We start from the raw sequence: 11,756 nt of genomic DNA, 5'->3' as shown, positions 1-11,756 counted from the left end.
CGCGCAGCAGGGACCGGCGGGTGAGCGCCGCCCGGCCGCCGCTCAGGCTGCGCCGCATGGCGGCCGCCACGGCCGGGCTCGGACAGTCGGGCTCGTACTGCTCCATGCGCGTGGTGCCCTTTCGGAAGAAGCTGGGGAAGTCCTTCTGGAGGAGGGGAAGTCCTCCGGGGAAAAGAGGCCGCGAACCGTCGGACGACTAGCCGCGGTCCCCGAAGACCGTGCGGTGCCAGTCCTTGCGCGCGATCGCCGTGTTGTCGAACATCACGTGCTTGACCTGCGTGTACTCCTCGAATGAGTACGCCGACATGTCCTTGCCGAAGCCGGACGCCTTGTAGCCGCCGTGCGGCATCTCGCTGATGATCGGGATGTGGTCGTTGATCCACACACAGCCCGCCGCGATCTCGCGGGTGGCCCGGTTCGCGCGGTACACGTCCCGGGTCCACGCGGAGGCGGCCAGGCCGTACGGCGTGTCGTTGGCCAGCCGCAGCCCCTCGTCGTCGGTGTCGAAGGGGAGGACGACCAGCACGGGGCCGAAGATCTCGGCCTGGACGATCTCGCTGTCCTGGGCGGCGTCGGCGATCAGGGTGGGCCGGTAGAAGGCGCCGTCCTTCAGCTCGCCCTCCGGCACCTCGCCGCCGGTGACCACGCGCGCGTACCCGCGTGCCCGGTCCACGAAGGCGGCGACCCGGTCGCGCTGGACGTGCGAGACGAGCGGCCCGAGATCGGTGCCGGGGGCGAACGGATCGCCCAGCCGTACGGTCTCCATGAGGGCGGCGGTCCGCTCCACGAACGCGTCGTACAGCGGGCGCTGCACATACGCGCGCGTGGCGGCCGTGCAGTCCTGCCCGGTGTTGATGAGCGCGCCCGCGACCGCGCCGTTGGCGGCGGCCTCCACGTCGGCGTCGTCGAAGACGACGAAGGGGGCCTTGCCGCCCAGCTCCAGGTGGAGGCGCTTGGCGGTGCCCGCGGCGAGCGTGGCGACGCGACGGCCGACGCCGGTGGAGCCGGTGAAGGAGGTCATCACGACCCGGGGGTGCTGGATCAGCCGCTCCCCCGCCTCCGGTCCGGTCCCGGTGACGATGTTGATCACGCCGTCCGGGATGCCCGCGTCGGTGGCGGCGCGCGCGAAGAGGAGGGCGGTCAGAGGCGTGAGTTCGGAGGGCTTGAGGACGATCGTGTTGCCCGCCGCGACGGCCGGGAGGATCTTCCAGGCGGCCATCTGGAGCGGGTAGTTCCAGGGCGCGATGGAGCCGACGACACCGATCGGCTCGCGCCGCACGTACGAGGTGTGGTCGCCGGAGTACTCCCCGGCGGACTGCCCCTGGAGATGCCGGGCGGCGCCCGCGAAGAAGGCGGTGTTGTCGATCGTGCCGGGCACGTCGAACTCGCGGGTGAGCTTCAGCGGCTTGCCGCACTGGAGGGACTCGGCGCGGGCGAACTCCTCGGCGCGCTCCGCGACCAGGGCGGCCAGGCGGTGCAGGGCGTCGGAGCGCTCGCCGGGGGTGGTGGCGGCCCAACCGGGGAAGGCCGCGCAGGCGGCGGCGACGGCCGCGTCCACGTCGTCCGCGCCCGCGAGTTCGTACGTCAGGATCTCCGCACCGGTGGCCGGATCGGTCACGGTGTGGGTGCGGCCCGAGGTGCCCCGGGCGGGGCGGCCCGCGAGGAACTGCGCGCCGTCGGAAAAGCGGTCGCGTGCGGGGAATCGTTCCGGGATGGCGGTGCCCGGGATGTGCATGTCGCTCTCCTCCGCCGTGCACCCCGTGGGGGCCGGGTGGCGTGGCTCCAGCTCGATTTGAGTGCCGATCCTGACAGAGCGGTATCCAGCCAACAAGGGATTCCGTTGTTGCCTTTTGGTTACGCGACGGAATCTGTCGGCCAGGTGTCGAGTCGCCATGGGCCGGAACGGACGGAGTGTCAGTGGTGCGTGCCACACTCGCGATCATGGGGAAGATCCAGGGACTGGACACACTGATCGACGAGGTCCGGGCGGGGGCCCGGGTGAAGTATCTGCACTTCTGGGGGCACCGGCCGCGCCCGGACGGCACGGCGGGCGCGGGCTGTCTGAGTCAGTGGTGGCCGGCGCCGTTCACGGTGGACGGCGTGGAGTACGCGACGGCCGAACACTGGATGATGGCCGCCAAGGCGCGGCTGTTCGAGGACGCGGAGGCGGAGCGTCAGGTGCTGGCCTCGGCGCATCCCGCGCAGGCGAAGAAGGCGGGGCGGCTGGTCCGGGGCTTCGACGAGGCGATATGGGCGCGCGAGCGGTTCGGGATCGTCGTCGAGGGCAGCGTGCACAAGTTCGCGGCGCACGACGAGCTGCGCGCGTTTCTGCTCGGCACCGGCGAGCGGGTGCTGGTGGAGGCGAGCCCGGTGGACCGGGTGTGGGGAATCGGCCTCGCGGCGGACGACGAGCGCGTCGGTGACCCCGAGCGCTGGCGGGGCCCGAACCTGCTGGGGTTCGCGCTGATGGCGGCGCGGGAGCGGCTGAGCGCCTGAGGGACGGCGCGGCCCGCCCTCCCGAGTAGTGGGGGGCGGGCCGTCGAGCGTCCGGCGCGGGCCGGGTGCCGGGTGCCGGTGCCGGTGCCGGTGCCGGTGCCGGTGCCGGTGCCGGTGCCGGATCAGGCTCGCGGCAGCAGCGGCGCGGACACGCTGGGCGCGGAGTCGTACGACCCGTACGGGTCGCTGTCGGAGCCGGTGTCCGAGTCGTGCGCGAACTTCGCGAATAGCACGCCCCAGAAGGTGAGCACCAGGATGCCGATCACGATCCCGATGATGCCCATGACGAAGCCCGCCTGGGCCTGCCCGCGGTTGGTGGCCTCGCCCCGGTCGGCACGCTGCTTGCCCTTGACGCCGAGCACCACGGCGATGATGCCGAGCGGGATGGACGGCAGGCCGTAGAAACAGAACAGGCAGATCGCCAGGATGCCAAGCACCATCGCGGAGGTGCCCAGACCGTTCTGCGGCAGCGCGGGGCCGCCGCTCCAGCCGTACCCCTGCGCGGGACCGGGGTAGCTGGGGTAGCCGTAACCGGCCGCAGGCGGCGGAGCGGCCATGCCGGGTCCGGTGGGGGCGTACGGCGGGGGCGGTACGGCGGACTCGCTCCAGCCCTGCGCCGGGGGCGGGACGGGACCGCCGACGGGAGGACCACCGAGCGGCGGACCACCCACCGGCGGACCGGCGACGGGCGGACCGGCGAACGGCGGCTGACCCGCCGCCGGCGGCGGACCGAATCCGGCCGACGGGAGGGAGGTCATGGTCGCCTGGTCGTGCACCGAGGACGGCGGCACGGGCGGCTGCGCGCCGGGGGCGGAGCCGGGGGCCGGCGCGCCCTTCTCCAGCGACGGTCCGCTCGCGGGCGGTGCCCACGGGTCGTAGCCCGCTCCCTCGCCCGCGCCGGGCTGTGGCTGTTCGGTCACGTGACCCATCCCCCTCCGTCTGAATCGTCGGATCATCGTAAGCCTCACGTGTACCGTCCCGGCTTTCGGTGGCCGACCTGTGACCGGCCGCACCCGGGGCCGCGCGTCCCGGGCCCGAGACCGTTTTCGGGCGTTGTCGGCCCCCTTAAGATGTCCGGGCACCACCGATCAGCCGATCGCCCGCGCCCGGCGCACCACCGCGCGTCCGCGAGCGCCGTTCCCTCTGGGGAGGACCCTTGACCGAGCGCAGCACCGACAGCGGCACCGCCGGTACCCCCGCGCGCGACGACCGCGCCGCCTTCATCACCGGACTGCCCAAGGCCGAACTGCACGTCCACCACGTCGGCTCCGCCTCCCCGCGCATCGTCTCGGAACTGGCCGCGCGCCACCCCGACTCCAAGGTGCCCACCGACCCCGAGGCGCTCGCGGAGTACTTCACGTTCACCGACTTCGCGCACTTCATCCAGGTGTATCTCTCGGTCGTGGACCTGGTCCGCACCCCGGAGGACGTCCGGCTGCTCACCTACGAGATCGCCCGCGACCTCTCCCGCCAGCAGGTGCGCTACGCCGAGCTGACCATCACTCCCTTCTCCTCCACCCGGCGCGGCATACCGGCGCGGCCCTTCATGGACGCGATCGAGGACGCCCGCAAGTCGGCCGAGGCGGACTTCGGCACGCTGCTCCGCTGGTGCTTCGACATCCCCGGCGAGGCGGGTCTTGACGCCGCCGAGGAGACGGCCCGGCTGGCCACCGAGGACGGCATCCGCCCCGAGGGCCTGGTGTCCTTCGGCCTCGGCGGCCCCGAGATCGGCGTGCCCCGGCCGCAGTTCAAGCCGTACTTCGACCGTGCCATCGCGGCCGGTCTGCACTCGGTGCCGCACGCGGGCGAGACGACCGGCCCGCAGACCGTGTGGGACGCGCTGACCGAGCTGCGCGCCGAGCGCATCGGGCACGGCACCAGCTCCGCCCAGGACCCGAAGCTGCTCGCGCACCTCGCCGAGCACCGCATCGCGCTGGAGGTCTGCCCGACCTCCAACATCGCCACCCGCGCGGTGCGCACGCTGGAGGAGCACCCGATCAGGCAGTTCGTGGACGCCGGTGTGCTGGTCACGGTCAACTCCGACGACCCGCCCATGTTCGGCACCGACCTGAACAACGAGTACGCGGTCGCCGCCCGCCTGCTCGACCTGGACGAGCGGGGCGTGGCCGAGCTGGCGAAGAACGCCGTCGAGGCGTCCTTCCTGGACCCGGCGGGCAAGGCGAGGATCGCGGCGGAGATCGACACGTACACGAACGCCTGGCTCGCCCGCTGAAGAGCGGCGGGTACTCCTCGGAGATCCACTCGGCTGCCAGAATGACGGCCATGCAGACCTGGACCGCCGTCGCCCACCGGGGCGACCCCTACCGTTTCCGCGAGAACACCGTCGCCTCGCTGCGTTCCGCGCTCGACGAGGGCGCGGACGCGGTCGAGATCGACGTACGGCTCACCCGCGACGGCGTCCCCGTGCTGCTGCACGACGAGACGCTGAAGCGGCTGTGGGAGACCGAGCGCCCGTTGTCCGCGCTGACCGCCGAGCAGCTGCGCGAGCTGACGGACGGCCAGGTGCCCACGCTCGTCGAGGCGCTGGAGGCGACGGAGGGCGCCCGGGTCCTGCTGGACCTGTGCGGCCCGGTCCGGCGCCGCACGGTGGACCGGATCCTCGGCGTCGTCGGCGACTGCGGCGCGAAGGACCGGGTCTACTACTGCGCGGGCGCCGAGTCGATGCTCACCCTCCGCGCCGCCGACCCCTCCGCCGAGATCGCCCTGACCTGGACCAGCCTGGCCCGCCCCCGCCCCGGAGTCCTCGAAGCGGTCCGCCCGCGCTGGCTCAACTACCGCTTCTCCCTGGTCGACCGCGACCTGGCGGCCCGGGTCCACCACGACGGCTGCCTGCTGTCGGTGTGGACCCCGGACACCCGCCGCTCCATGCGGAGGCTGCTGTCCCTGGGCGTGGACTCGATCACCACCAACCGGATCGAGACGCTCGTGGGACTGCGCAAGAGGACGCCGTAGGAACCCCACATCCGGCCGCCCACCCCCGGGTGGGCGGCCGGTGTGTCAGTCGATGTCAGTCGAAGTAGTCCGGCTGGCTCTGGACGTTCAGCTCGGGCAGGTGCACCCGCCGCGCGGAGTCGGTGCGCCGGTCGTCGAGCTTCAGGACGTCGAAGCCCTTGAGGATGTCGTTCGAGTAGATGTAGCCGTTGTAGTAGTACGCCGACCACGCGCCGCCGACCTGGAGGACGTCGGTGGACACCGGGCCCCGCTCGAAGTACGCGATCTCCTTCGGGCGGGCGGAGTCGGTGAAGTCCCAGACGGAGACGCCGCCCTGGTACCACGCCTGGACCATGAGGTCCTTGCCCCTGACCGGGATCAGCGAGCCGTTGTGGGCGACGCAGTTCTCGGTGTCGGCCTGGTGGCGGGGGATCTTGTAGTAGCCCCGGAAGACCAGCTTGCGGTGATCGCCCCGGCCGACGATGTCGTAGATGCCGTCGGCGCCGCGGTTCGGTCCGATCGCGGCGTTGCAGGTGGCCGCGCCGCCGCCGCCCAGTTCGTCGGTGAAGACGACCTTGTCGGCCTTCTGGTTGAAGGTCGCCGAGTGCCAGAAGGCGAAGTTGACGTTGTCCTCGACCTGGTCGATGACCTTCGGGTGCTCCGGGTCCTTGATGGAGAACAGGATGCCGTCGCCCATGCAGGCGCCCGCCGCGAGGTCCTTCGAGGGCAGGACGGTCAGGTCGTGGCAGCCGGTGGTCTTGGAGACGCCCGGGTTGGTGGGCGCGCCGGGGTTGCCGCCGCCGTCCGCCCCCTCACCGGGGAAGAGCACGGGGAAGCCCACCACGGCGGCCTTCTCGGGCGCCTTGCGCGGAACCTTGATGACCGAGATGCCGTCGTGCGGCGGCTGGCAGTCGGGGAAGGAGGCGCTCGGCGAGTACGACGAGACGTAGATGTAGACGTTCTTGCGCTCCGGCACCAGCGTGTGGGTGTGGGAGCCGCAGGCGGTCTCGACGGCGGCGACGTACCTGGGGTTCCGCTTGTCGCTGATGTCGAAGATCTTCATGCCCTCCCACGACGACTTCTCGGTCGCGGGCTGCGCGGTGCTGGCGCAGGAGTTGTCGCTGCGCGAGGAGTCGGTGGACAGGAAGAGCAGGTCGCCGGAGACGGAGATGTCGTTCTGCGATCCGGGGCACAGCACCTGGGAGACGGTCTTCGGCGCCTTCGAGTTGCTGATGTCGAAGATGCGGAAGCCGTCGTAGTTCCCGGCGTACGCGTACTTCCCCTGGAAGGCGAGGTCCGAGTTGAAGCCGGCCAGCGCGTCCTTGGGGATGTTGGCGAGGTGCTCGATGTTGCGGGAGTGGACGATCTCGTCCTGGCCGGGTATCTCACCGGCCGCGACGGCGCTCTTCGCCCCGGCGGCCTCGCTCTTGGAGACGGGGTGCCGTGCGGCGGGGCCGTCGCCGGGGTCCGGGGTCGCGGACGCCGGGGCGACGGTGAGCAGCGCGGCCAGGAGACCGGCCGCCGCGGCGCCGACTCCCAGGCGTCTGTGGCGCGTTCGGGATTCTTTCGACAGGGTCACTGCTGCCTCCCTGGTGCCGGTCGTGTGGAAGCGGTTCACGCTCCCCCGCAGTATCGTCTGCGTCATGCACAGGTCAACAGAGGGCAATGTGACAAGGCTGAAAAGCCTCGGTCGCGCGGCCCTTCGCCGGGCCACCGTTCCATCCACGCTCCGCCGGCCGTCCTGCCCACCGTTCCGCCAGCGACAGGAGATCACCGTGCACTTCCGCCGTGCGTCCCGCGCGTCCTACGCCTCCCTCGCCATGACCGCGCTGGCCGTCGCCGCCGTGTTCGCGGTCGGGGGCTGTGATGCGGATCCGGCCACCAAGTCGGCGGCGCGAAGCGGCCCTTCGGTCATCGCGCCGGGCAGACCGGGCGAGGCGAACCGGACCCTGTCCGCGCAGGAGGCCGCCGGGCAGCGCGCGGACGACAACTCCCCCAACGCGGCGGACCGTTCGTACGCCACGATGATGATCCAGCACCACGCCCAAGCCCTGACCATGACCGAACTTGCCCCCGCACGCGCCGAGTCGACGGCGGTGAAGCGCATCGCCGAGCGGATCGCCGCCTCCCAGGGACCGGAGATCGCCGCCATGAAGAGCTGGCTGCGCACGGACGCCGGTGGCGACGGCGAACACGATCACGGCGACACCCACGACCACGACCACATGCACATGTCGATGCCCGGCATGGCCACCGAGGCACAGCTCGCGCAGCTGAAGGCCGCGAAGGGCAAGGCGTTCGACGCCCTCTTCCTGACGCTGATGATCACCCACCACCAGGGGGCGATCACCATGGCCACGGACGTGAAGGCCCGGGGTCACAGCGTCCGGATCGAGGAGATGGCCGACGACGTGATCGCGCAGCAGACGGCCGAGATCGGCCGAATGCGCGCGATGTCCTGACCCTTTCCCGCCAAGTGCCGTGAGGTTTCCGGGCCTTGACCGCTCAGGCCCCCACGTAGTCCGCCAAGTGCTGTCCCGTCAGCGTCGACCTGGCCGCGACCAGGTCGGCCGGGGTGCCCTCGAAGACGACGCGGCCGCCGTCGTGCCCGGCGCCGGGGCCCAGGTCGATGATCCAGTCGGCGTGGGCCATGACCGCCTGGTGGTGCTCCACGACGACGACCGACTTGCCGGATTCCACCAACCGGTCGAGCAGGCCGAGCAGTTGCTCGACATCCGCGAGGTGGAGACCGGCGGTCGGCTCGTCCAGGACGTAGATCCCGCCCTTCTCCGCCATGTGCGTGGCGAGCTTCAGCCGCTGCCGTTCACCGCCGGAGAGCGTGGTGAGCGGCTGGCCGAGGGTGAGATAGCCGAGCCCCACGTCGTTCAGCCGGGTCAGGACGCGGTGTGCCGCCGGGGTGCGGGCCTCGCCGTCGGCGAAGAACTCCAGCGCCTCGGCGACGGACATCGCGAGCACCTCGCTGATGTCCCGCCCGCCGAGCCGGTGTTCCAGCACCGCCGCCTGGAAGCGCTTGCCCTCGCACTCCTCGCAGGTGGTGGCGACCCCGGCCATCATCCCCAGGTCGGTGTAGACGACCCCGATGCCGTTGCAGGTCGGGCAGGCGCCCTCCGAATTGGCGCTGAACAGCGCGGGCTTGACCCCGTTGGCCTTGGCGAAGGCCTTGCGGATCGGGTCCAACAGCCCTGTGTAGGTGGCGGGGTTGCTGCGCCGCGAGCCCCGGATCGGACTCTGGTCGACCGAGACGACCCCCTCGCCGGCCGGGATCGACCCGTGCACCAGCGAGCTCTTGCCGGAACCGGCGACCCCGGTGACGACGGTGAGCACCCCGAGCGGGACGTCCACGTCCACGTCGTGCAGGTTGTTGGCGTCGGCGCCCCGGATCTCCAGGGCGCCGGAGGGCTCGCGCACGCTCTCCTTGAGCCGGGCCCGGTCGTCGAAGTGGCGGCCGGTGACGGTGTCCCCCGCCCGCAGCCCCGCGACATCACCCTCGTAACAGACCGCGCCGCCCGCCGACCCCGCGCCGGGACCGAGGTCCACCACATGGTCGGCGATGGCGATGGTCTCCGGCTTGTGCTCCACGACGAGCACGGTGTTGCCCTTGTCGCGCAGGCGCAGCAGCAGGTTGTTCATCCGCTGGATGTCGTGCGGGTGGAGCCCGGTGGTGGGCTCGTCGAAGACGTACGTGACATCGGTGAGCGAAGAGCCCAGGTGCCGGATCATCTTCACGCGCTGGGCCTCGCCGCCGGACAGCGTGCCCGAGGGGCGGTCCAGGGAGAGATAGCCGAGGCCGATCTCCACGAAGGAGTCGAGCGTGTGGCCCAGCGCGGTCAGCAGCGGCGCGACGGACGCGTCCTCGATGCCGCGCACCCACTCGGCGAGGTCGGTGATCTGCATCGTGCACACGTCCGCGATGGACTTGCCCGCGATCTTCGACGACCGCGCGCCCTCGTTGAGCCGGGTCCCCGCGCAGTCGGGGCAGACGGTGAAGGTGACCGCCCGCTCCACGAAGGCACGGACGTGCGGCTGGAGCGCGTCCACGTCCTTGGACAGGAACGACTTCTGGATCTTCGGGATCAGCCCCTCGTAGGTGAGGTTGATGCCCTCCACCTTGATCTTGGTGGGCTCCTTGTGGAGCAGATCGTGCAGCTCGCGCTTGGTGAACTTGCTGATCGGCTTGTCCGGGTCGAAGAAACCGCAGCCGGTGTAGATGCGCCCGTACCAGCCGTCCACGCTGTAGCCGGGGATGGTCAGCGCGCCCTCGCGCAGCGACTTGGAGTCGTCGTAGAGCTGGGTGAGGTCGATGTCGGTGACCGCGCCCCGGCCCTCGCAGCGCGGACACATGCCGCCGGAGCGGCTGAACGTCACCTTCTCGGCCTTGCGCGCCCCCCGGTCCACGGTGATCGCGCCACTGGCCTGGACCGAGGCGACGTTGAAGGCGTACGCCCCGGGCGGACCGATGTGGGGCTCGGCGAGGCGGCTGAAGAGGATGCGCAGCATCGCGTTGGTGTCGGTGACGGTGCCGACGGTGGAGCGCGGGTCGGCGCCGAGGCGCTGCTGGTCCACGGTGATGGCGGTGGTCAGCCCGTCGAGCACGTCGACCTCGGGCCGGGCCAGCGTCGGCATGAAGCCCTGCACGAACGCGCTGTACGTCTCGTTGATCAGCCGCTGCGACTCGGCGGCGATGGTGCCGAACACCAGCGAGCTCTTGCCCGAGCCGGAGACCCCGGTGAACACCGTCAGCCGGCGCTTGGGGATCTCGACGTCGACGTCCTTGAGGTTGTTCACCCGCGCCCCGTGCACACGGATCATGTCGTGACTGTCGGCGGCGTGCTCGTCGGCCCGGTTGGCCTTCGTCATCGTCTCTCCATCGGTCCTGTACGGCATCGGTCCTGTACGGCGGACGGTCCTCAGCGGCGTTCCTGGATGCGGAGCAGGTTGCCCGCGGGGTCGCGCACGGCGCAGTCGCGCACCCCGTACGGCTGCTCGGTGGGCTCCTGGACGATCTCGGCGTCGGCCGCCGCCAGGCGCTCGAAGGTGCCGTCGAGGTCGGGCGTGGCCAGGAGCAGGGTGGCGTAGGTGCCCTTGGCCATCATCTCGGTGATGGTACGGCGCTCGTCCTCGGTGATGCCGGGGTCCACGGCGGGCGGGGTCAGCACGACGGACGTCTCCGGCTGCCCGGCGGGGCCCATGGTGAGCCAGCGCAGTCCGTTGTAGCCGACGTCCTGGCGCAGCTCGAAACCGAGCAGGTCCCGGTAGAACGCGAGGGCCGCCTCCGGGTCGTCCTGGGGCAGAAAGCTGGCGTGAATGTTGAGGTCCATGGCCGTCACGCTAGCCCTGGCCCTCCCCGGGCGCTTCTCGATTCCTGACCGCTTTCCGCACCGCTTTCCGCACCGGCCTGGTGACCTGCTTCACCACACACGACGGCATCCCCACGGTCGCCCGCGCGGCCTCGCTCCGATAGACACTGGGCGGCACCCCGACCAGCTCCGTGAACCGCGTGCTGAACGTCCCCAGCGACGAACACCCCACCGCGAAACACACCTCGGTCACACTTATGTCCCCCCGCCGCAGCAGCGCCATCGCCCGCTCGATCCGCCGCGTCATGAGATACGAGTACGGCGACTCCCCGTACGCCGCCCGGAACTGCCGACTGAGATGCCCGGCCGACACCCCGACCCCCCGCGCCAGCGCCTCGACGTCGAGCGGCTGCGCGTACTCCCGGTCCATACGATCCCGCACGCGGCGCAGCCGCGCGAGGTCGCGCAGATCGGGTCCGACGGGTTTCCTGCTCACCGAAGAAGCGTGCCACAGACCGCCCGCCCAGCCCCGGACTACAGCCCCACGATCCGGTTCCACCGGCGCGCGAACTCCACCCGCTCCGTGGACGTGATGTCCCGCGCTATCGCGAGGCGGGAGCGCATCGTGGCGTCGGGGAAGATCAGGGGGTTCTCCGCCAGGGCGGCGGTGTCCTTGTCGTCGGAGGACGCCAGGATGTCCTGCGCGGCGGGGACGGGGCAGACGTAGTTGACCCAGGCCGCCAGCTCCGCCGCGACCTCGGGGGCGTAGTAGTAGTCCACCAGGCGTTCGGCGTTGGCCTTGTGGGCGGCGAGGTCGGGGATCATCAGGGAGTCGGACCAGAGTTCGGCGCCCTCTTCGGGGACGACGAAGCGGATGTCGGGGTTGTCCGCCTGGAGCTGGATGACGTCGCCGGAGTAGGCCTGGCAGGCGAGGACGTCGCCGCTGACGAGGTCCTTGGTGTAGTCGTTGCCGGTGAAGCGGCGGATCTG

Annotated in this window: 10 protein-coding genes and 1 pseudogene; 4 read left to right on the top strand and 7 right to left on the bottom strand. The window is 71.2% G+C overall.

Annotated elements, in window-relative coordinates; genetic code table 11:
* Positions 1 to 196 precede the first annotated feature (196 nt).
* Positions 197 to 1,735: a gamma-aminobutyraldehyde dehydrogenase gene (locus GTW40_RS16980; protein ID WP_161181042.1), complete on the bottom strand. Its 1,539-nt coding sequence runs from the start codon at positions 1,733 to 1,735 to the stop codon at positions 197 to 199.
* Positions 1,736 to 1,941: 206 nt separating this feature from the next.
* Between GTW40_RS16980 and GTW40_RS16975 the strand changes: the two genes are divergently transcribed.
* Positions 1,942 to 2,496 carry an NADAR family protein gene (locus GTW40_RS16975; protein WP_161181041.1) on the top strand — a complete coding sequence of 185 codons (555 nt, stop codon included), beginning with the start codon at positions 1,942 to 1,944 and terminating at the stop codon, positions 2,494 to 2,496.
* Positions 2,497 to 2,618: 122 nt separating this feature from the next.
* Here GTW40_RS16975 and GTW40_RS16970 read toward each other — a convergent pair whose 3' ends face one another.
* Complete coding sequence (locus GTW40_RS16970) at positions 2,619 to 3,425, bottom strand: DUF4190 domain-containing protein (RefSeq protein ID WP_161181040.1); 807 nt, start codon at positions 3,423 to 3,425, stop codon at positions 2,619 to 2,621.
* Between the two features lie 124 nt (positions 3,426 to 3,549).
* Here GTW40_RS16970 and GTW40_RS16965 point away from each other — a divergent pair.
* Both GTW40_RS16965 and GTW40_RS16960 read left to right on the top strand, forming a co-directional pair.
* Positions 3,550 to 4,729 (top strand): annotated as a pseudogene (locus GTW40_RS16965) (adenosine deaminase).
* A 50-nt stretch (positions 4,730 to 4,779) separates the two neighbouring features.
* Complete coding sequence (locus GTW40_RS16960; protein ID WP_161181038.1) at positions 4,780 to 5,469, top strand: glycerophosphodiester phosphodiesterase; 690 nt, start codon at positions 4,780 to 4,782, stop codon at positions 5,467 to 5,469.
* A gap of 55 nt (positions 5,470 to 5,524) precedes the next feature.
* On the opposite strand, the gene GTW40_RS16955 is transcribed toward GTW40_RS16960, so the two are convergent.
* Positions 5,525 to 7,027, bottom strand: a complete 1,503-nt coding sequence (locus GTW40_RS16955) for a hypothetical protein (protein ID WP_161181043.1) — start codon at positions 7,025 to 7,027, stop codon at positions 5,525 to 5,527.
* A gap of 196 nt (positions 7,028 to 7,223) precedes the next feature.
* Here GTW40_RS16955 and GTW40_RS16950 point away from each other — a divergent pair, with 196 nt between their 5' ends.
* Complete coding sequence (locus GTW40_RS16950; RefSeq protein WP_161181037.1) at positions 7,224 to 7,910, top strand: DUF305 domain-containing protein; 687 nt, start codon at positions 7,224 to 7,226, stop codon at positions 7,908 to 7,910.
* A gap of 43 nt (positions 7,911 to 7,953) precedes the next feature.
* On the opposite strand, the gene GTW40_RS16945 is transcribed toward GTW40_RS16950, so the two are convergent.
* The 4 genes from GTW40_RS16945 to GTW40_RS16930 form a co-directional block, all read right to left on the bottom strand.
* Positions 7,954 to 10,326, bottom strand: coding sequence for an excinuclease ABC subunit UvrA (locus GTW40_RS16945; protein ID WP_161181036.1), 2,373 nt, complete (start codon positions 10,324 to 10,326; stop codon positions 7,954 to 7,956).
* 50 nt (positions 10,327 to 10,376) lie between these two features.
* Positions 10,377 to 10,787, bottom strand: a complete 411-nt coding sequence (locus GTW40_RS16940) for a VOC family protein (RefSeq protein WP_161181035.1) — start codon at positions 10,785 to 10,787, stop codon at positions 10,377 to 10,379.
* A 10-nt stretch (positions 10,788 to 10,797) separates the two neighbouring features.
* On the bottom strand, positions 10,798 to 11,196 hold the full coding sequence (locus GTW40_RS16935; protein ID WP_237525555.1) for a helix-turn-helix transcriptional regulator: 399 nt from the start codon (positions 11,194 to 11,196) through the stop codon (positions 10,798 to 10,800).
* A gap of 104 nt (positions 11,197 to 11,300) precedes the next feature.
* Positions 11,301 to 11,756: extracellular solute-binding protein (locus tag GTW40_RS16930; protein ID WP_161181033.1), on the bottom strand; the 456-nt coding region annotated here is incomplete at its 5' end.

Origin of the sequence: Streptomyces sp. SID4985, assembly GCF_009863025.1 — a bacterium.
GTDB lineage: Bacteria > Actinomycetota > Actinomycetes > Streptomycetales > Streptomycetaceae > Streptomyces.
This window is presented reverse-complemented; position numbering and strand designations above follow the sequence as displayed.

What these genes read in the sequence shown, in the direction of transcription:
- GTW40_RS16980 (WP_161181042.1), bottom strand. Translation starts at nt 1,735, where the DNA reads ATGCACATCCCGGGCACCGCCATCCCGGAACGATTCCCCGCACGCGAC.
- GTW40_RS16975 (WP_161181041.1), top strand. Translation starts at nt 1,942, where the DNA reads ATGGGGAAGATCCAGGGACTGGACACACTGATCGACGAGGTCCGGGCG.
- GTW40_RS16970 (WP_161181040.1), bottom strand. Translation starts at nt 3,425, where the DNA reads ATGGGTCACGTGACCGAACAGCCACAGCCCGGCGCGGGCGAGGGAGCG.
- GTW40_RS16960 (WP_161181038.1), top strand. Translation starts at nt 4,780, where the DNA reads ATGCAGACCTGGACCGCCGTCGCCCACCGGGGCGACCCCTACCGTTTC.
- GTW40_RS16945 (WP_161181036.1), bottom strand. Translation starts at nt 10,326, where the DNA reads ATGACGAAGGCCAACCGGGCCGACGAGCACGCCGCCGACAGTCACGAC.
- GTW40_RS16940 (WP_161181035.1), bottom strand. Translation starts at nt 10,787, where the DNA reads ATGGACCTCAACATTCACGCCAGCTTTCTGCCCCAGGACGACCCGGAG.
- GTW40_RS16935 (WP_237525555.1), bottom strand. Translation starts at nt 11,196, where the DNA reads ATGGACCGGGAGTACGCGCAGCCGCTCGACGTCGAGGCGCTGGCGCGG.